This is a genomic window from Pseudomonas sp. GM25, from assembly GCF_000282255.1.
In the GTDB taxonomy this organism is placed as follows: domain Bacteria; phylum Pseudomonadota; class Gammaproteobacteria; order Pseudomonadales; family Pseudomonadaceae; genus Aquipseudomonas; species Aquipseudomonas aphyarum.
Window position 1 is genome coordinate 260,080 of record NZ_AKJQ01000029.1, and the last position, 18,500, is coordinate 278,579.

An 18,500-nucleotide genomic window follows, 5' to 3' on the forward strand; every position below is an offset into this window, starting at 1 on the left:
TCGCCATTGCTACGGGCGATAAGCAACCCCCGACCATCCGTCCCCCGACGCCCTGCGAGGCAAGTGGATTTGCATGCCCCCCTCGCACCCTCCGGCACTTTGCGCAAGAATGTCGGCCATTCAAACCTGCCACTGGAATATCCCCATGAATGTAATCCCCACTGACCTGCCTGGTGTCCTGATCATCGAACCCAAGGTGTTTGGTGATGAGCGCGGGTTCTTTTACGAAAGCTTCAATGCCAAGGCGTTTCAGGACGCGACCGGCCTCGACACGCAGTTTGTGCAGGACAACCATTCGCGCTCGCAGAAAGGCGTTCTGCGTGGGCTGCATTACCAGTTGGAAAACACCCAGGGCAAACTGGTCCGCGTCACCGTCGGCGAAGTCCTCGATGTCGCCGTGGATATCCGTCGCAGCTCGCCGCATTTCGGCAAGTGGGTGGCCGTGCGCCTGTCCGCCGACAACCATCGCCAACTGTGGGTACCGGAAGGTTTCGCCCACGGTTTCGTGGTGCTGAGCGAGTTCGCCGAATTCCTCTACAAGACTACTGACTACTACACCCCGTCGGCCGAGCGCAGCATTCGCTGGGATGACCCGGATCTGGCTATCGACTGGCAGCTGGACGAAGCGCCAAAACTGTCGGCCAAGGATCAGGCAGCCGCCTTCTTCAAGGACGCCGACGTCTTTTCCTGAAGTCCTGTGTGAATTTTCAGCGCCGCTGCACACCCGGCCACGGGTGCGCAGACTGCGCCGGCAAGCCTAGGCATAATGCGCCTGTACCCACAGGCGCTCGATGCTCATGACTCCGACCCTTCCCCGCCGCCCCCGCTGGCGCAGTCTTGCCCTGCTGGCTCTGTGCCTGGCACCGCTGCTGTGGCCGCTGGAACATCTGGCCGAGCGCTATTACCGCAGCGAACTGGCCGGCCAGAACCGCCAGACCCTCGACCTCTACGTCGCCAACCTGCTGGGCACGCTGCATCGCTATGAAGTGCTGCCGCAAATCCTCGGCGACCTGCCGGCCCTGCGCGCGGTGCTCGGGGCGCCGGACGACGGCGTGACCCAAGGCAACGCCAACCGCCTGTTGAAGAACATCGCCGCGCAGACCGGCGCCGAAGTCATGTACCTGATGGACACCAGCGGCCAGACGCTCGCGGCGTCGAACTGGGACAAGCACGACAGTTTCGTCGGGCGCAATTTCTCTTTCCGGCCGTACTTCAGCGAGGCCATGGCCGGCCGCCTCGGCCGCTTCTTCGGGTTGGGCACCACCTCCGCCAAGCGCGGCTACTTCTTCGCCGCTGCCGTGCGCAGCGGCGAAAAAATCATCGGCGTGCTGGTGATCAAGGTTGATCTCGACCACACCGAAAGCCTGTGGGGCAAAACCCCGGAACAACTGCTGGTGACCGACCACAACGGCGTGGTCATCCTTACCTCGCGCCCGGAATGGCGCTTTCGCGCGACCCGCACCCTGAGTGATGCCGAGCGCGCGGCGATCACCGCAATTCAGCCCTACCCGACCCGCGAGCCACGCCCCTTGAACCTGAGCCCGACCGCGTGGCTGCCGCAGACCCAGGACATCGCGGAAACCGGCTGGAGCGTCAGCATTCTTGCCCCGCGCACGTTGATCGACCGACCGGTGCGCACGGTGGTGGCGATCGGCGGCGCCACCTTGCTGGTGGTGATGCTATTGCTGGGCCTGATGATGCAGCGTCGTCGTCATTACCTGGAACGGATCGCCTTCGAAGCCAAGGCCCGACGGGAACTCGAAGGACGGGTCGCCGAACGCACCAGCGATCTCGAAGGCCTCAACCGCCGCCTGAAACAGGAAGTGCTTGAACGCGAACAGGCCCAACAGGAACTGGTGCGCGCCCAGGACGATCTGGTGCAGGCCGGCAAACTGTCGGCGCTGGGGACAATGTCGGCGAGCATCAGTCACGAACTCAACCAGCCGCTGGCGGCGATCCGCAGCTATGCCGAGAACGCCGAAGTGCTGCTCGACCATGAGCGTACCGAAGACGCCCGAGGCAACCTCAAGCTGATCAGCGAGCTGACCGGGCGCATGGCCTCGATCATCGCCCACCTGCGCGCCTTCGCCCGCCGCGACCGCCACGCTCCGGAAAGCGTTGCCCTGCAACCGGCACTGGACGACGCGCTCGCCTTGCTGGCCAAACGTCGCCGCAGCATGGACGTCGAACTGATCCGTGACCTGCCCGCCGCCACCCTGTGGGTCGAGGCCGGGGAAACCCGTCTGCGCCAGGTGCTGGGTAATCTGCTGGCCAACGCCCTCGACGCCCTGACCGAGAAAGGCCCGCCGCGCAAATTGTGGCTGAGTGCCGAATCCACCGACGAAGGCGTCAACCTGTACATTCGCGACAATGGCCCGGGTTTCTGCATGGAAGCCCTGGGCCGCGCCAGCGAACCGTTTTACACGACCAAGACCCGCACTCAGGGTCTGGGTCTGGGGTTGGCCATCTGCGAAACCCTGATGCGCGCCTTCGGCGGTGAACTGTCGTTCGCCAACCACAAGCAAGGTGGCGCCTTGATCACCCTGCGGCTGCGCGCCGGCGCGCCCGGGGTCAGCCTGCAACCGTCCGAGGATCGAAGCGCATGACCATCGACAACCGCATTCAGGTGGTGCTGATCGACGACGATCCGCACCTGCGTCAGGCCCTCGGCCAGACCCTGGATCTGGCCGGCCTGAAAATTCTTCCGCTGTCCGAAGCCAAGGGCCTGGCCGCGCAACTGGAGCGCGACTGGCCGGGCGTGGTGGTCAGCGACATCCGCATGCCCGGCATGGATGGCCTGGAACTGCTGAGCGAACTGCACGCCCAGGATCCGGAACTGCCGGTGCTGCTGATCACCGGCCACGGCGACGTGCCACTGGCCGTGCAGGCCATGCGCGCCGGTGCGTATGACTTCCTTGAAAAACCCTTCGCCAGCGACGCCCTGCTCGACAGCGTGCGCCGCGCCCTGGCCCTGCGCCGTCTGGTGCTGGACAACCGCAGCCTGCGCATGGCCCTGAGTGACCGCAACGAACTGAGCGCGCGGCTGGTCGGTCAGTCGGCGCCGATGTCACGCCTGCGCGAGCAGATCGGCGCACTGGCGGCGACCAAAGCCGACGTGCTGATCCTCGGCGAAACCGGCGCCGGCAAGGAAGTCGTCGCCCGCGCCCTGCACGATCTGTCGAGCCGGCGTAACGGCCCGTTCGTGGCGATCAACGCCGGAGCGCTGGCCGAGTCGGTGGTCGAAAGCGAACTGTTCGGCCATGAGCCCGGCGCTTTCACCGGCGCGCAAAAGCGCCGGATCGGCAAGTTTGAATTTGCCAATGGCGGCACGCTGTTCCTCGACGAAATCGAAAGCATGAGCATGGATGTGCAGGTCAAACTGCTGCGCATGCTGCAGGAGCGCGTGGTCGAGCGCCTGGGCGGCAATCAGTTGATCCCGCTGGACATCCGCGTCATCGCCGCCACCAAGGAAGACTTGCGCCAGGCCGCCGATCAGGGACGTTTCCGGGCGGACTTGTATTACCGTCTCAACGTGGCGCCGCTGCGCATTCCGCCACTGCGTGAACGGGGCGAAGATGCGTTGATGCTGTTCCAGCATTACGCCGACGAAGCCAGCGCGCGACATGGTCTGCCACCGCATGAACTGCAACCGGCGCAACGGGCGTTGCTGCTGCGGCATTCATGGCCGGGCAACGTGCGGGAATTGCAGAACGCGGCGGAGCGTTTTGCCCTCGGCCTGGAACTGGCACTGGACAACACGCAGCCCGATGGCAGCCCCGGCACCACCGTCGAAATCACGGCGGGCGGGCTCAGCGAGCAAGTGGAAAACTTCGAGAAATCCCTGATCGCCGCCGAACTGGCCCGCTCTCACGGTTCCGTGCGCAGTCTCGCCGAAGCCCTGGGCATTCCGCGCAAGACCCTGCACGACAAACTGCGCAAGCACGGGCTGAATTTCGCTGGCAGCGGCGGCCATTCCGACGAATCCGAATGAAGCACGCTCAATTCACTTTTCTGCCGCAAGAGGTCCGGGCATGAAGCACGACAGTCGTTATCTGGAATCCGTTCTTCACCACGACATCCCGCTGACCCGGGACATGGGCCTCAAGGTGCTCGACTGGCAGGAACAGCAACTACGCCTGCACCTGCCGCTGGACGCCAACGTCAATCACAAGAGCACCATGTTCGGCGGCAGCCTGTATTGCGGCGCGGTGCTGGCGGGTTGGGGCTGGCTGCATTTGCGTTTGAAAGAAGAAGGCATCGAAGACGGGCACATCGTGATTCAGGAAGGGCAGATCAGTTATCCACTGCCGGTCACCGGCGATGCCATTGCGATCTGCCCGTCACCGAGCGCTGCGGTGTGGAAGAAATTTCTGGCGATGTATCAACGCTACGGGCGGGCGCGGCTGACCCTGCACACGCGGGTCGTCAATACGGGAAGCGATGAGGATGCAGTGACGTTCAGCGGGCAGTACGTCCTGCACCGCTGAAGACTGAGGGAGCTTACGAGCGGGCGAGTTCGAGCAGCTTCGCCCGCCACGCGGCTTTCGCTGGCAACGCCAGGAAGAAACCGTTCAACAACGACTCTCGTGGTGGATAACAGAACGCTTCGCCACTCAGGTCGAGCACCTCGCCGCCGGCCCCTTCTAGAACACCCTGCGCGGCTGCCGTGTCCCACTGCGAAGTCGGCGCCAGTCGCGGGTAACAATCGGCCGCCCCTTCGGCCAGCAGACAGAACTTCAGCGAACTGCCGATGTTGGCCAGCTGCAACTCGCCAAGGCTGGCACTCAATCCAGCCAGCAAGCGTTCCTGCTCCGGGCTCGAATGACGACGGCTGGCGACCACGGTAAATGCTTCGCCCGGCCCCGGTACGTCACGAACCTGAATCGCCACCGGCGTGCCGCCCGTGTCGCCGCGCCAGGCACCGAGCCCCGCTCCGCCGACGTATAAGCGACCGTTGGTCGGCATCGTCACCACACCGAACACCACCCGGCCGTTCTCGATCAGCGCGATGTTGACGGTGAACTCTTCGCTGCCGCTGATGAACTCTTTGGTGCCATCCAGCGGGTCCACCAGCCACCAGCGCTGCCAGCCGGCGCGCACGCTTTGCGGGATGTTGGCGTCCTCTTCGGACAGCACCGGAATGCTCGGATCCAGCGCTGTCAGGCCGGCCAAGATCACGTGATGCGCGGCCATGTCCGCCGCCGTCACCGGCGAATCATCGGACTTGGCGGTGACCGCCACATCGGCACGCCAGAACGGCAGGATCGCCTCACCTGCTCGCAATGCCAGCTCGACCACCGGCGCCATCAACGGATGGGGAAAATTCATCGGCATCTCACTCATGACTGGAAAAATCCGCGCTGGGTCAGCAGGTCGCGGGTCAGGTACAACGCCGCCAGGGCGCGTCCCTCACTGAAATTCGGATTTTGCGCAAGCGTCGACAGTTCTCGCAGGTTGACCTTGTCCACGCGCATCGGCTCGGGCTCATCGCCTTCGAGGCGCTCTTCGTACAGGTCGGTGGCCAGCACCACCTGGATCTTCTGGCTCATGTAACCGGGGGACAACGACAGCTCGGTCAGATGCTCCAGCTGTCGCGCGCCATAACCGGCTTCTTCCTTGAGTTCGCGTTCGGCGGCAGCCAGCACGTCTTCGCCGGGTTCGATCAGGCCTTTGGGCAGCGACAGTTCATACTCGTCGGTGCCACCGCAGTATTCCTCGACCAGCACCGCGTGCTCGGCATCGAGCATCGCCACGATCATGACCGCGCCATAGCCGGCGCCCTTGCCGACCAGCCGCTCGTAGGTGCGTTCCACGCCGTTGGAGAAACGCAGCTTCAGCTCTTCGACGCAGAACAGCCGGCTGGTGGCGACGATCTCGCGGGCGAGTACGGTGGGTTTCTGGCGCATGCAAAGCTCCTTGGCGTGAACGCGCTACTATAACGCGGCTTTTCCGATTGTTTGCGTCGGATATCTTTCTACCGTTCGAGACGTTGCCATGCCTTCATTACCGTGGTCCGACATCGATACCGTTCTGCTCGACATGGACGGCACGTTGCTGGACCTGCACTTCGACAACCACTTCTGGCTGGAACACCTGCCGCAACGCTACGCCGAACTGCATGGCGTGAGCCGGGCCATGGCGGAAATGGAATTGCAGCCGCTGTTCGAGCGCCATGCCGGTCAATTGCAGTGGTACTGCCTGGACTTCTGGAGCGCGGAACTGAAGCTGTCGGTGCGTGAACTGAAACTGGAAACCGCCCACCTGATCGCCCTGCGCCCGGACGCCGACACCTTTCTGGAGGCGATCAAGCGAGCCGGCAAACGCGTGGTGATGATCACCAACGCGCACCGCGATTCACTGTCGCTGAAACTGGAACGAATCGAACTCGCGCCGTACTTCGAACGGCTGATCAGTTCCCACGATTACGGTTTCCCCAAGGAAAACCCGCAATTCTGGGACGCCTTGCAGGCCGACATCGGTTTTGACCCGGCACGCAGCCTGTTCATCGACGACACCTTGCCGATCCTGCGCAGTGCGCGGAATTTCGGCGTGGCGCATCTGTTGGCCGTGAAGGAACCGGACAGCCGCAAAGGGCCGAAGGACACCGGGGAGTTTGCGGCGGTCGAGGATTATCGGGATTTGATTGCGGGCCTGTAGACCGCATCGTCCCCATCGTGAGCAGGCTCGCTCCCACAACTGAAATGCATTCCAATGTGGGAGCGAGCCTGCTCGCGGTAGCGGTATCTGCGATTACTCAGGAATACGCAGCACCTGCCCCGGATAGATTTTGTCCGGATGCTTGAGCTGAGGCTTGTTGGCCTCGAAAATCTTGTTGTACTTGTTGGCGTCGCCGTACACACGCTTGGAAATCGCGCTTAGCGTATCGCCCTTCTCGACCGTGACAAATTTTGCAGCAGCGGCAACGCCACCGGTCACGGTGATCTGATCGTCCACGCCGCTGACGCCGGCCACGTTGCCCAGCGCCAGGAGGATTTTTTCTTTTTCCTCCTGAGTAGCCGCCTCGCCAGTGGCGATGACCTTCTCGCCTTCAACCTTGACCTGGATCTTCGAGGTGTCGATGCCGGTCAGCGCGTCCTGCACGTGCTTGGTCAATGCCTCGCCATTGGCTTCAGCCTTGTCCGGCGTCAGCGCATCGAGGATTTTTTCACCTGCTTCTTTCAGAAAGCTGAAAAGGCTCATTGCGTTTCTCTCCATGGAATAAAGGGTCAGTCGACAAAGCCTAGACCACCCCGGACAACCCCGGTTCCGGCCCGACCAATGACCCTGCCCCCGCGCAAGCGGTAGAATCGCCCACCCCTGCCAGCGCCCCGGAGCGAAGATGGACATCAAGCAGCTGAAATTCCTCATCGCCCTCGACGAAACCCGCCATTTCGGCCAGGCCGCGGCCCGCTGCCACATCACCCAGCCGACCTTGTCGATGCGCCTGCGCAGCCTAGAAGAAGAACTCGACCTGCCGCTGGTCAACCGTGGCCAGCGCTTCGAAGGATTCACTGCGCCGGGCGAACGGGTGCTGGCCTGGGCGCGCACGGTGCTGGCGGCTTATGACGGTTTGCAGGCGGAAGCGGCGGCCTGTCGCGGCAATCTGATCGGCACCCTGCGGCTGGGCGTGGTGCCGCTGTCGAGTTTCGATGCCCTGCCTTTGATGCAACGCCTGCACGGGCAACACCCGAACCTGCGTTTCGAACTGTCCTCGCTGAGCTCGGAACAGGTTCTGGAGCAACTGGCGAACAATCGCATCGATATTGGCGTGTCTTACCTGGATCGCCTCGACGGCGAGCGTTTCGAATCCCTGGCGTTCAGTGAAACGCAGATGGGCCTGCTCTACGACCAGCGGTTCTTCAGCTTTGGCGAAGCGCCGCTGAGCTGGGAATCACTGATCGAACTGCCCCTGGGCATGCTCACCAGCGGCATGCACTTTCGCCAGTCCATCGACCATAACTTCCACAGCCGTGGTCTGACCCCGCAACCCTTGCTGCAAACCGACGCCGTTCACCAATTGTTGCAAGCTGTGCACGGCGGGCTGTGCTGCGCGGTGATGCCGCTGGATGGCGGCCTGGAAAACCTCACCGATAACCTGCGCCTGCAACCCATCGAAAACGCCCAGACCCTCGCCCGACTGGGGCTGATCATGCGTCGCGGGGCACCACGTTCGGCGCTGGCCGAGGCCTGTTTCGCGCTTTATCAGAAATCACCAACGGACGCTTGATCGACGGCATCTATCGAGGGATCGACACTAGCGATTAGACGCGACAACTTGCCGCGCCTAGTCTTAACGTTGATCAATCCGTCGGTGATGCCATGAACGCCAAGCGCCCGGCCTGCGCGGCGCCTGCTCTCGAAACGCCCGCGCCTGCCGCCAGTCAGACCTACAGCTACAGCGATCTTCCCCTCGCGGAATCGGCCAGCACCGCGCTGGCCGAAGAAGTCGCGTTGGCGATTGCCTACAACGGCATCAGCCAGGCCGTGATGCTGGTCACCCCGACCGACCTTGAAGACTTCATCGTCGGCTTCAGCCTCGGCAGCGGCATCATCGAAGACGCCTCGGACATCTACGACCTGCAACTGACCGGTTCGGGTTCGGCGCAATACGCGCAAGTGACCATCGCCAACCGCGCCTTCTGGAACCTCAAACAGCAGCGTCGGCAACTGGCCGGCACCAGCGGTTGCGGATTGTGCGGCGTGGAAGCAGTCGAGCAGGCGCTGCCTGATCTCAAGGTCTTGCCCGGCGCCCCTTTGCCGCCCATCGAATGGCTCGACGGTCTGCGTCAGCGCATCGGCGCGTTCCAGCCGCTGGGCCAACACTGCGGCGCGGTGCACGCGGCGGTGTTCATGAACGCCAGCGGTGAATTGCTGCTGGGCCGCGAAGACATCGGCCGGCACAACGCCCTCGACAAGCTGATCGGCGGCCTGATCCGGCAAAAGATATCCACAGCCGGCGGGCTGGCGATTGTCACCAGCCGTTGCAGCCTCGAATTGATCCAGAAAGTTTTGCGGGCCGGGATTCAGACCCTGGTCAGCCTGTCCGCGCCCACCGGCCTCGCCGTGCAATGGGCCCGGCGCCACAACCTCAATCTCATCCACCTGCCGCAGAAAAACGCGCCGCGGGTGTATAGCCCAGAAATGGAGAAACACTCGTGAGCCAACACCATCAAGCCGACCAGAAGCCCGTCCCGCGCTACAAGCCTTACAAGGGCGCAGCCGGCGGCTGGGGCGCACTGATCAGCGTGGCCCAGGCCTGGCTGACCAGCGACAACGCGCTGAAAAACCTGCGCATGATGCTCAAGACCAACCAGAACGGCGGCTTCGACTGCCCGGGCTGCGCCTGGGGCGATTCGCCGGAAAGCGGCATGGTCAAGTTCTGCGAGAACGGCGCCAAAGCGGTGAACTGGGAAGCGACCAAGCGTCGGGTCGACGGCAAATTCTTCGCCAAACACAGCGTCACTGCGTTGCTGGAGCAGAGCGACTACTGGCTGGAATATCAGGGTCGCCTGACCGAGCCGGTCGTGTATGACGCGGAAACCGATCGCTACAAACCGATCAGCTGGGACGATGCGTACGCGCTGGTCGGCAAACACCTGCAAGCGCTGTCGAGTCCGGATCAGGCCGAGTTCTACACCTCGGGCCGCGCCAGCAACGAAGCGGCGTACCTCTATCAACTGTTCGTGCGCGCCTTCGGCACCAACAACTTCCCCGACTGCTCGAACATGTGCCACGAGGCCAGCGGTGTGGCGCTGGCGCAAAGTGTCGGCGTCGGCAAAGGCACCGTGACCTTCGACGATTTCGAACACGCCGATGCGATTTTCGTCTGGGGCCAGAACCCGGGCACCAACCACCCGCGCATGCTCGAGCCGCTGCGTGAAGCGGTGAAACGCGGGGCCCAGGTGGTGTGCATCAACCCGCTGAAAGAGCGTGGTCTGGAACGCTTCCAGCATCCGCAGCACCCGATCGAAATGCTCACCAACGGCGACAAGCCGACCAACACCGCGTACTTCCGCCCGGCGCTGGGCGGTGACATGGCAGTGCTACGTGGCATGGCCAAATTCCTGTTGCAATGGGAACGCGATGCGCAGAAGGCCGGTGCGCCGGCAGTGTTCGATCACGACTTCCTCAATGAACACAGCGTCAACGTGCTCGAGTATCTGGGCGTCGTCGATGACACGCCGTGGGAGCAGATCGTCGCGCAGTCCGGCCTGACCCTGGTGGAAATCGAGCAAGCGGCGCGCATGTACGCCAAAGGCAAGAACGTGATCATGTGCTGGGCGATGGGCATTACTCAGCATCGCCACTCGGTGCCGACCATCCAGGAAATCGCCAACCTGATGCTGCTGCGCGGCAACATCGGCAAACCCGGCGCCGGTCTGTGCCCGGTGCGTGGCCACAGTAACGTGCAGGGCGACCGCACCATGGGCATCAACGAGCGTCCGCCGGTGGCGTTCCTCGATTCCCTGGAGCGTCGCTTCCAGTTCAAGGTGCCGCGTCACAACGGGCACAACGTGGTCGAAGCGATTCACGCGATGGCTGAAGGTCGCGCCAAGGTGTTCATCGGTCTGGGCGGCAACTTCGCCCAAGCCACGCCGGACAGCCCGCGCACCTTCCAGGCCCTGAGCAACTGCGACCTGACCGTACAGATCAGCACCAAGCTCAACCGCAGCCACCTGGCTCACGGCAAGGACGCGTTGATCCTGCCGTGCCTGGGCCGTACCGACATCGACATCCAGACCGAAGGCCCGCAAGCCGTCACCGTGGAAGACTCGTTCAGCATGGTGCACGCCTCCAACGGTCAGTTGCAGCCGCTGTCGAACCAGATGCGCTCGGAGCCGTCGATCATCGCCGGCATCGCCGCCGCGACCCTGGGCAGCAAACCGGTGGACTGGAACTGGCTGGTGGCCGACTACCGGCGCATCCGCGAGCTGATCGCCGACACCATCCCGGGCTTCAAGGATTTCAACGAGAAGGTCAAGAACCCGGGCGGTTTCTACCTCGGCAACAGCGCCGGCGCGCGCAAGTGGAACACCACGTCAGGCCGGGCCAACTTCAAGCCGAACATGCTGCCCAAGGATCTGATCCACGAGCGCACTCGCGCTACTGGCAAACTGCCGGATCTGATTCTGCAATCGATGCGTTCCCACGATCAGTACAACACCACGATTTATGGTCTCGACGATCGTTATCGCGGCGTGAAGGGGCAACGAGATGTGCTGTTCGCCAACGAGGCAGACATCATCCGCCTGGGCTTCAAGCCGGGGCAGAAGGCTGACATCGTGTCCCTGTGGGACGACGGCCGCGAGCGTCGGGTGAAGGGCTTCACGCTGCTGGCGTTCGATATTCCGGCGGGGCAGGCGGCGGCTTATTACCCTGAGGTGAACCCGTTGGTGCCGCTGGAAAGCACCGGCGATGGCAGCCATACGCCGACATCGAAGTTCATTGCCATTCGCCTGGAAGCGGCGAGTGAGACGGGACTGATCATGGCCAGGTCGGCCTGATCCTGATCGCTTCCACGCTCTGCGTGGGAGCGCAGACACTTTTCAAACGCCCACAAAAAAGGCCGCTTTGTGATCAAAGCGGCCTGTCCGAAGTAGCTAAAGACCGGCGAAAAACCGTTAAGTTCCGCCCAAAAATCAGTAACTTGCAGAATTGTATACAAGTCGTGTTATTCGTCGGATTTCGATTGTCACACCCATTCCAGAGCCTCAGGATCGCGCCGTCATCCCTTTGAGGCTCCTCTATGAAGTTCTCCTCGATTCTCTTGTTGTCCCTTGGCCTGGTCAGTGGCTTCGCTTCTGCCGGAGGCACCACCGAAGCAGGTGTGGGCGGCGCATTGGGCGGGGTTCTTGGCTCGGTCGTCGGTCAATCGTTAGGCGGCAGTACAGGTTCAACCATTGGCGCAGCCCTTGGCGGCGCGGGTGGTAGTGCGGTCGGCGCCGACAAGCGCAGCCGTGGCGAAGCAGCCATCGGCGGTGCGCTGGGCGCAGCTGGCGGCAACGTGGTTGGCCGCAGCATGGGCGGTACCACCGGCAGCCTGATCGGCGCAGCAGCCGGCGGCGGCGCGGGTGGCGCGCTGGGCAACTACATGGGTAACAAGAGCGATGACGATGATCGTCGTTACGATCGTCGCCATGATGACCGTCGCTACTACCGTGACGACCACCGTGGTCGCGGTCATGCCTACGGCCATCGCAAGCATCACAAGTACTATCGCCACCGCTGAGGCGAAGGCTTGAAGAAAAATCGCAGCTCCCCCGGGCTGCGATTTTTTTTGCCTGTCACACCGTCAGGCGTTCCAGCGCATCACGCAATGGGGCCGGAATCGACACCGGCTGATTGGATGCCCGGTCGACGAATACATGCACGAAACGTCCGGCGGCACAGGCTTCCACCTCTCCTTCCTTGAACACCGCCAGTTCGTATTGCACCGAACTGTTGCCCAGCTTGCCGACCCGCAGACCGATCTCGATTCGATCCGGAAAAGCGATCGACGCGAAATAGTCGCAGGACGAACTCACCACAAACCCCACCACCTCGCCGTCATGGATATCCAGCCCTCCGACCTGGATCAGGTACGTGTTCACCGCCGTGTCGAAGTAGTTGTAATAGGTGACGTTGTTGACGTGGCCGTAGGCGTCGTTGTCATGCCAGCGCGTGGTGATCGGCTGGAAGTGCGGGTAATCGCTGCGTTGCGGCATCGGGTTGGACATCAGTGTCGATTCCTGGAGTAATCTGCCCAGTCTAAAGGTAAAAACCCTTGCCTCGCGTCGCCAGCTCGCCGATCAATGGCGCCGGACGCCAGTGATCGCCCTGCCGGGTCTCCAGCGCCAGCAACCGTTTATGAATGTCGGCCAGCCCCTGATCGTCCGCCCAGGCCATCGGCCCGCCTCGCTCCGCCGGGAAGCCATAGCCATTCAGATAGACCTGATCGATGTCATGCGCCGATTCTGCAATCCCTTCCTGCAGGATCTTCGCGCCCTCGTTGACCAACGCCAGCAAGCACCGCTCAAGGATCTCCTCCGAGCCGATATCCCGCCGATGAAACCCCAACCCTTCGCTGACGCTCAACACCAGCGCATCGACCTCGGGATCATGCTCGGCCTGACGGCTGCCCGGCTCGTAGTGGTAATAACCGTTGCCGGATTTCTGACCGAACCGACCCATTTCGCACAAACGGTTATCCACCTGAACCTCGGGCGCGTCCTGCCCCTTGCCGGCCAGTTCGCGGGCACGCCACTCGAGATCGATGCCGACCACGTCGTACATGCGAAACGGCCCCATGGCGAAACCGAAACTCTGCAACGCCGCATCGACCTGATGCGGATACGCCCCTTCGAGCAACATCTTGCGTGCTTCGAGCACATACGGATGGAGCATGCGGTTGCCGATAAAACCGTGGCAGTTGCCCGACACCACACTGACCTTGCCCATGCGCTTGCCCAGCTCAAGCGCGGCTTCGAGCACCGCCGGCGAGGTCTGCGCGCCACGGACTATTTCCAGCAACTTCATGATGTGCGCCGGGCTGAAGAAATGCAGACCCAGCACTTGAGTCGGGCGTCGTGTCGCGGCGGCAATGGCGTCGATGTCCAGCGCCGAGGTATTGCTCGCCAGCAGCGCTTCGGGCTTCAGCACGCCATCGAGTTCGCGGAAGATCTTCTGCTTGAGCTCGAGGTTTTCGTACACCGCTTCGATCACCAGGTCGACGTTGCGGATCGCCACATAGTCTGCCGCCGCACTGACACGGGCAATCCGCGCATCGGCCTCGGCCTGGTCGATCCGCCCCTGCCGCACGTTGTGCGCGTAGGTATCGGCCACGGTGGACAGCGCCTGCTCGAGCATCTGTGGATTGTTATCGACCCACTGCACTGACACGCCGGCGTTGGCCAGGCACATGACGATGCCGCGGCCCATGGTGCCGGCGCCGATCACGGCGGCCTGCTGAATAGCGAAGGATGTCTGGCTCATGTTGTTCTCTTGTTGGCGATCCGAAGACAGCCATCACCATAGTCAGCCATCGGGCATTTTTGAAGTTCATTGCCGTGATGATCGACATTCAGCAGATGGATTCGAGGCTCAAAGATGCGCCTGAGCCCAGGCCCGAACCTCGGCGTAAGGATATTCCTCCAGCGCCGCAAACCCGGAAATGGCCCGCGCCTTGAGCTTGGTAAACAACGGCACACTGATTCCGCACAGGAATCGGGTCAATCGCTCCGCCGACGGAGCACTGCCAGCGTGCTGCTGATGCCTGTGGATAAAATCGCCACACAACGCCGCAAAATTTTTATCCACAAGCGCCGGCAGTTCCGGAGGCGCCGGCAACCGGGCGACGTGCCCGTGACACACCGAGCAATGTCCGCACTGCTGCGGCGCATTGTGATCGCCAAAATATTCGGCCAGCCGATATCCGAGGCATCGCTCGGTGGCGAACAGCTCGAGCATGGCGTGAATCCGCGCCACTTCGGCTTGCTCATGGCGGGTGAAATACCCATGCAGTTCAGCGCTCAGGGCTTGGCTGTCGAAATCGCCGCGCAGGACGTTGTAGACCTCGGTCATCTGCTTGCTCTCAAGCTCGACCCAGCCCTTTTCCTGAAAGTAATCCAGCGCCTTCACCACCCGATTGCGCTCGGCGGAATACTGCTCGTACATCGCCTCGAAATTCACCGTGGCCCAGGTGCGCGCGCGGCTTGAGGTCTGGATGATCGCGGTAACGAAATCCCTTCGCTCGCCCTCGAAACGCTCAAGCAACGCCTCGGGCTCCAGCAAGTATTTGAAACGGTATTCGGCGTAGTACGCGTAGCGCGGGGCAATCAGCCCTCGCAGCTCCAGCTGCACCAGTAACGTCTTCAAAGGCAACGAACGAATGTTGCTCTGGTCTGCCAGCGGCCCGAGCAGAAATTCCCATTGGCCTTCGGGCGCGGCGGCCTGCAACTCGTCCAGCACATGACGAATGCCGTCCTGTTCCGGCGTGTCGCCATACACGAAGTTTTCCAGCACATTGAGGCTGTCGCGGTTGGCCAGCACCAGGCAGTCGGACGGCTGTCCGTCACGCCCGGCGCGGCCGATTTCCTGGCTGTAGTTTTCGATGGATTTGGGCAGGTCGAAATGCACCACGTTGCGGATGTCGCTCTTGTCGATGCCCATGCCGAACGCGATGGTGGCGACGATGCAATTGGACTGCCCGCCCATGAAGCGCTTCTGGATCCCGTCCCGTTGCTCATGGGGAAAACCGGCGTGATAAGCCTCCGCCTGAATGCCATTGCGCTCAAGATGTTCGGCAATCTGCTCGGCGGTTTTCTGCAGGGTGACGTAGACAATACTCGGCTGCCCCGCGCGCTCGCTCATCCACTCCACCAGCCGTCGGCGCTTGTCCTGCCCACGCACCGGCTCGACCAGCAGATTGAGGTTGGGTCGATAGAAACCGGTGGTCACCACATCTTCTGCCGCGATGGCGAATTTCGCCTGCATGTCGGCGATGACCTTCGGCGTTGCCGTGGCGGTCAGCAGCAGGGTCTGCGGGATGTTGAACTGGCGCTGGTAGTCCGGCAGCTTGAGGTAGTCGGGGCGGAAGTTGTGGCCCCATTCGGAGATGCAGTGCGCCTCGTCCACCACCAGCAGCGAGATCGGCACCTGCTGCAAAAAGTTGCGAAAGCGCTCGTTCTTCAAGCGCTCCACGGAAATCATCAGGATCTTCAGTTCGCCCGAACGGGCGCGAGCCATCACATCGTTGGCGTCTTCGCGGCTCTGCGCCGAATCGATGCTGCCTGCCGAAATCCCGTGTCGTCGCAAAAACTCGAGCTGATCCTGCATCAGCGCCAGCAGCGGCGAGACCACCAAAGTCAGGTGTGGCAGCAAGAGTGCCGGGACCTGGTAACAAAGGGACTTGCCGGAGCCGGTGGGAAATATCGCGGCGGCCGAGCGCCCGGCGAGAACGGCGCTGATTGCGGTCTCCTGGCCGGGTCGAAACTGTGGATAACCGAAAACCTGTTCCAGGGTGTTGTGCATTCGCTGTCACTCCGTTGACCGCTGTGATGCCAACAGCCTAGCGGGCGATCGCAGCGAGTCGAGAAAAGGTCGGGGGTCAAATCGATACGGGATGATACCCGACGACCTCCAGCCTTTGGCCAACGTCGTGACGGCGGGACTGTAACAGTGGGGCTACGGCTGCAACACCGCCACTCGCAATTGCTCGTTCAATAGCTGCTCATGCACGCCCTGGCTTTTGCTGGCCCACAGCGCATGGGCCGGGCTGATATCACCGGTGAATGCCGCCGCCAACTGACGCAGGTCGGCGACACTGCGCACCCGTGGACAGAACGCTTGCTCATCGCAGTTCTGGCTGGCGTTGCGATAGGTGGTGAGCAAACGATCCCATAGGCCGTCACGCACCTGGCGGATCGACTTGAGCTGCACATGCGGCACACCCAGACGTTGTTTCAGCCCGGATTCATCCAGGCCTTCGCTGGCCAGCAGTGCCTTGCCGAACATCAGCACTTCGGCGCGGGACGCCGTGTCGATGCTGGCCTGGGTCGTGAGTGCATCCGGCCATTCGGTGCGCTCCACTTGGGTGAGCACCAGTCCATTGCCCGCCTCGGAGGCCAACGCCAAACGACAACCACTGGCCCATAGCAAAACGATCGAGGCCATTCGTAGCCACTGCATACCTAATTCCCTTTAAGTCTGTGTCGGACGTTTGGAAACACCCCACGGATTCTGGCGCGCACCATACAGATCTTTAACGGGAATCGCCCGACAAACACGTAGGAAATTTCGCCCATCAGGGTTTGGCTGTGAAAAAGCCGCAAAAACGCGTAGGGCAAATGCCCGGACCCCGGAAAAACCCCTACGAATTCTGTCCATTGTGGCTGTCTTGTCCCACTCGACGGCACCCTTCTATAGTGGCCGGCGCGACTGAAAACACTGTGTCGGCCCGCCGAAGCGACTTCGTAAAGGACACGCCTCAATCATGAACATGTTCACACCGCTGAATACTCGTTTTCGCCCTCTCAAGACCTGCGACGGCGACAACCCGGTAATGGTCATCGACACCGCAGCAGCACCGGGTGATTTGCTCAATGCCGCCGATCAACGCCTGCGTGCCGCCAGTGATCTGCTGGAAACTCTTTACTGTTTGTGTTTCAAACAGGCCGACGTGAAAGATATCCCCAACATCGTCAATGCGCTTTATTTGTTGACGCAGGACGGCTGTGACTTGCTGGAAGTTGCCAGACAACGAATAAATAGTTAACGCCAGCTGACCAACTTACAAAGTTCGCAACAACCCCTCACTTCCATTACAACAAAGATTGGAACTAGCCTGTTTGCTCTTACATCAACCAAGAGCAATAACATGACTACGCTGACTATTTTCTTTTGCGGTACAGGTTCGACAAAGTTTGATAACGCCCACGAAAACTATTGGGACGGTGAATTGGTCTCCACACTTGCCTCTCATCACGTCGGTCGCGAGTTCGCCGAATGGATCGTGGTCGATGGCCCCGGCACCAGCAACCTGCAAGCCGATGAACTGTTCACCCAATCCAAGGACTACGGCCTCAGCGGGACCTTGTTCGGCAAGGGCTGGGAGGAAAACGTCCTGCACGCGATGAACATCATCAAAGGCAAGTGCGACTGGCAGCGCGAGCAACTGACCGAAGCGGAATACAACCGCCTCAAAGCCGCCGGCATCCCGATTGAAGAAGTAAAAGTCGAAGGCTCCTGGCTGTGGCGTAAATATAACTATGGCGATCGCAGCGTCACGCAACAGAAGTTACAGGAACAGATTATTAAAACCTTTCGCAAGGACGGTGTTATTCCAACAAAAGTCAATCTGGTGGGTTGGAGCCGCGGCGGTATCAGTTGTCATATGCTGGCCAATGCCATGTTCAGCGACAGTGCACTGAAAAACATTCCAGTGAATATCTTTGCCATCGACCCGGTGCCGGGCATCGGTAACTTTCAGGAACAACGGGTAAAGCTCAACGCCAACGTAAAAGAGTATGTGGGTTTCTATGCGCGGGATGAGCGCTCCAAGGGCTTCAGCTGCGCCATCCCACAAACTGCGACCGGCACCAAGACCAGCATCTTCCCCATGCCCGGCCGTCACGCCACCCTGGTCGGCAACGCCTCCGCCGACGGCAACAGTGGTCCAAAAGTGCTGGCAGAACCCGGCCTCATCGTCCGCCACTTTGCCGAGGTCTGCCTGAAACGCTGGGGCACCGTACTCGACAAAAACCTCAACCTCACCGACGCCGACCTTCGCAACCACACCGCCGCCATCGTCAACGCGGCAGCGAAATACAAGGCGATGGAGAAGTGCTCCTACACCTGGTTCACCGAGCTGGATCAGGGCGAACGCTACGTTTCGCTGGGCAGCAAAGGCGTTCCGTTTTCGACGGTGAAAGGCACGATCTTCAGCCCGGCGACAGGGCTGACCACGAGTGTGCTGGATGTTGAGGGGTATCGGGCGATTCGTTGAAAACCGTGATTGATCTGTA

General features: G+C 61.6%; 18 protein-coding genes. 11 read left to right on the top strand and 7 right to left on the bottom strand.

Translation table 11 applies throughout. From position 1 onward, the window contains the following. Positions 1-145: 145 nt before the first annotated feature. From rfbC to PMI24_RS08015, 4 genes are all read left to right on the top strand, one after another. Positions 146-691: a dTDP-4-dehydrorhamnose 3,5-epimerase gene (rfbC, locus tag PMI24_RS08000; protein WP_007952636.1), complete on the top strand. Its 546-nt coding sequence runs from the start codon at positions 146-148 to the stop codon at positions 689-691. A 106-nt stretch (positions 692-797) separates the two neighbouring features. Further along, a complete protein-coding gene (locus PMI24_RS08005; RefSeq protein WP_045121692.1) occupies positions 798-2,606 on the top strand; it encodes a sensor histidine kinase in 1,809 nt (602 codons plus the stop codon). After that, entirely contained in the window at positions 2,603-3,991 is a 1,389-nt protein-coding gene (locus PMI24_RS08010; RefSeq protein ID WP_007952638.1) for a sigma-54-dependent transcriptional regulator, read from the top strand. The genes PMI24_RS08005 and PMI24_RS08010 overlap by 4 nt, the downstream gene beginning before the upstream one ends. 40 nt (positions 3,992-4,031) lie before the next feature. Further along, positions 4,032-4,487 carry a thioesterase domain-containing protein gene (locus PMI24_RS08015; protein ID WP_007952639.1) on the top strand — a complete coding sequence of 152 codons (456 nt, stop codon included), beginning with the start codon at positions 4,032-4,034 and terminating at the stop codon, positions 4,485-4,487. A gap of 13 nt (positions 4,488-4,500) precedes the next feature. Here PMI24_RS08015 and cysQ read toward each other — a convergent pair whose 3' ends face one another. Both cysQ and nudE read right to left on the bottom strand, forming a co-directional pair. After that, positions 4,501-5,334 (bottom strand): 3'(2'),5'-bisphosphate nucleotidase CysQ, encoded by an 834-nt coding sequence (gene cysQ, locus PMI24_RS08020; protein ID WP_045121693.1) that lies wholly within the window; start codon positions 5,332-5,334, stop codon positions 4,501-4,503. A 5-nt stretch (positions 5,335-5,339) separates the two neighbouring features. Next, entirely contained in the window at positions 5,340-5,906 is a 567-nt protein-coding gene (nudE, locus tag PMI24_RS08025) for an ADP compounds hydrolase NudE (protein WP_007952641.1), read from the bottom strand. A gap of 88 nt (positions 5,907-5,994) precedes the next feature. Here nudE and yrfG point away from each other — a divergent pair, with 88 nt between their 5' ends. Further along, on the top strand, positions 5,995-6,657 hold the full coding sequence (gene yrfG, locus PMI24_RS08030; protein WP_007952643.1) for a GMP/IMP nucleotidase: 663 nt from the start codon (positions 5,995-5,997) through the stop codon (positions 6,655-6,657). 93 nt (positions 6,658-6,750) lie between these two features. Here the strand turns inward: yrfG and lysM are convergent, their stop codons facing one another. Next, positions 6,751-7,200, bottom strand: a complete 450-nt coding sequence (gene lysM, locus PMI24_RS08035; RefSeq protein ID WP_007952645.1) for a peptidoglycan-binding protein LysM — start codon at positions 7,198-7,200, stop codon at positions 6,751-6,753. Positions 7,201-7,339: 139 nt separating this feature from the next. On the opposite strand from lysM, the gene PMI24_RS08040 reads away from it, so the two are divergent. The 4 genes from PMI24_RS08040 to PMI24_RS08055 all read left to right on the top strand — a co-directional run bounded on the left by PMI24_RS08040 (position 7,340) and on the right by PMI24_RS08055 (position 12,229). After that, positions 7,340-8,227 (top strand): LysR family transcriptional regulator, encoded by an 888-nt coding sequence (locus PMI24_RS08040; RefSeq protein ID WP_007952647.1) that lies wholly within the window; start codon positions 7,340-7,342, stop codon positions 8,225-8,227. Positions 8,228-8,319: 92 nt separating this feature from the next. Next, a complete protein-coding gene (gene fdhD / locus PMI24_RS08045) occupies positions 8,320-9,159 on the top strand; it encodes a formate dehydrogenase accessory sulfurtransferase FdhD (RefSeq protein WP_007952649.1) in 840 nt (279 codons plus the stop codon). Beyond that, positions 9,156-11,504, top strand: a complete 2,349-nt coding sequence (locus tag PMI24_RS08050) for an FdhF/YdeP family oxidoreductase (protein ID WP_007952652.1) — start codon at positions 9,156-9,158, stop codon at positions 11,502-11,504. Before fdhD ends, PMI24_RS08050 begins: the two co-directional genes overlap by 4 nt. 242 nt (positions 11,505-11,746) lie before the next feature. Next, positions 11,747-12,229 carry a YMGG-like glycine zipper-containing protein gene (locus tag PMI24_RS08055; protein WP_007952660.1) on the top strand — a complete coding sequence of 161 codons (483 nt, stop codon included), beginning with the start codon at positions 11,747-11,749 and terminating at the stop codon, positions 12,227-12,229. A gap of 55 nt (positions 12,230-12,284) precedes the next feature. On the opposite strand, the gene PMI24_RS08060 is transcribed toward PMI24_RS08055, so the two are convergent. The 4 genes from PMI24_RS08060 to PMI24_RS08075 form a co-directional block, all read right to left on the bottom strand. After that, the gene (locus PMI24_RS08060) at positions 12,285-12,716 is read right to left on the bottom strand and encodes an acyl-CoA thioesterase (RefSeq protein ID WP_007952662.1); all 432 of its coding nucleotides are present in this window, start codon (positions 12,714-12,716) and stop codon (positions 12,285-12,287) included. A 31-nt stretch (positions 12,717-12,747) separates the two neighbouring features. Next, entirely contained in the window at positions 12,748-13,971 is a 1,224-nt protein-coding gene (locus PMI24_RS08065) for a 3-hydroxyacyl-CoA dehydrogenase (protein WP_007952664.1), read from the bottom strand. 108 nt (positions 13,972-14,079) lie between these two features. Then, positions 14,080-16,008: a RecQ family ATP-dependent DNA helicase gene (locus PMI24_RS08070; protein WP_007952666.1), complete on the bottom strand. Its 1,929-nt coding sequence runs from the start codon at positions 16,006-16,008 to the stop codon at positions 14,080-14,082. A 153-nt stretch (positions 16,009-16,161) separates the two neighbouring features. Beyond that, entirely contained in the window at positions 16,162-16,665 is a 504-nt protein-coding gene (locus PMI24_RS08075; protein ID WP_007952668.1) for a hypothetical protein, read from the bottom strand. Positions 16,666-16,969: 304 nt separating this feature from the next. On the opposite strand from PMI24_RS08075, the gene PMI24_RS08080 reads away from it, so the two are divergent. After that, on the top strand, positions 16,970-17,251 hold the full coding sequence (locus tag PMI24_RS08080; RefSeq protein ID WP_007952677.1) for a hypothetical protein: 282 nt from the start codon (positions 16,970-16,972) through the stop codon (positions 17,249-17,251). A gap of 102 nt (positions 17,252-17,353) precedes the next feature. Further along, positions 17,354-18,481, top strand: a complete 1,128-nt coding sequence (locus tag PMI24_RS08085) for a hypothetical protein (RefSeq protein ID WP_007952678.1) — start codon at positions 17,354-17,356, stop codon at positions 18,479-18,481. Positions 18,482-18,500 lie beyond the last annotated feature (19 nt).

What these genes read in the sequence shown, in the direction of transcription:
- rfbC (WP_007952636.1), top strand. Translation starts at nt 146, where the DNA reads ATGAATGTAATCCCCACTGACCTGCCTGGTGTCCTGATCATCGAACCC.
- PMI24_RS08005 (WP_045121692.1), top strand. Translation starts at nt 798, where the DNA reads ATGACTCCGACCCTTCCCCGCCGCCCCCGCTGGCGCAGTCTTGCCCTG.
- PMI24_RS08010 (WP_007952638.1), top strand. Translation starts at nt 2,603, where the DNA reads ATGACCATCGACAACCGCATTCAGGTGGTGCTGATCGACGACGATCCG.
- PMI24_RS08015 (WP_007952639.1), top strand. Translation starts at nt 4,032, where the DNA reads ATGAAGCACGACAGTCGTTATCTGGAATCCGTTCTTCACCACGACATC.
- cysQ (WP_045121693.1), bottom strand. Translation starts at nt 5,334, where the DNA reads ATGCCGATGAATTTTCCCCATCCGTTGATGGCGCCGGTGGTCGAGCTG.
- nudE (WP_007952641.1), bottom strand. Translation starts at nt 5,906, where the DNA reads ATGCGCCAGAAACCCACCGTACTCGCCCGCGAGATCGTCGCCACCAGC.
- yrfG (WP_007952643.1), top strand. Translation starts at nt 5,995, where the DNA reads ATGCCTTCATTACCGTGGTCCGACATCGATACCGTTCTGCTCGACATG.
- lysM (WP_007952645.1), bottom strand. Translation starts at nt 7,200, where the DNA reads ATGAGCCTTTTCAGCTTTCTGAAAGAAGCAGGTGAAAAAATCCTCGAT.
- PMI24_RS08040 (WP_007952647.1), top strand. Translation starts at nt 7,340, where the DNA reads ATGGACATCAAGCAGCTGAAATTCCTCATCGCCCTCGACGAAACCCGC.
- fdhD (WP_007952649.1), top strand. Translation starts at nt 8,320, where the DNA reads ATGAACGCCAAGCGCCCGGCCTGCGCGGCGCCTGCTCTCGAAACGCCC.
- PMI24_RS08055 (WP_007952660.1), top strand. Translation starts at nt 11,747, where the DNA reads ATGAAGTTCTCCTCGATTCTCTTGTTGTCCCTTGGCCTGGTCAGTGGC.
- PMI24_RS08060 (WP_007952662.1), bottom strand. Translation starts at nt 12,716, where the DNA reads ATGTCCAACCCGATGCCGCAACGCAGCGATTACCCGCACTTCCAGCCG.
- PMI24_RS08065 (WP_007952664.1), bottom strand. Translation starts at nt 13,971, where the DNA reads ATGAGCCAGACATCCTTCGCTATTCAGCAGGCCGCCGTGATCGGCGCC.
- PMI24_RS08070 (WP_007952666.1), bottom strand. Translation starts at nt 16,008, where the DNA reads ATGCACAACACCCTGGAACAGGTTTTCGGTTATCCACAGTTTCGACCC.
- PMI24_RS08075 (WP_007952668.1), bottom strand. Translation starts at nt 16,665, where the DNA reads ATGCAGTGGCTACGAATGGCCTCGATCGTTTTGCTATGGGCCAGTGGT.
- PMI24_RS08080 (WP_007952677.1), top strand. Translation starts at nt 16,970, where the DNA reads ATGAACATGTTCACACCGCTGAATACTCGTTTTCGCCCTCTCAAGACC.
- PMI24_RS08085 (WP_007952678.1), top strand. Translation starts at nt 17,354, where the DNA reads ATGACTACGCTGACTATTTTCTTTTGCGGTACAGGTTCGACAAAGTTT.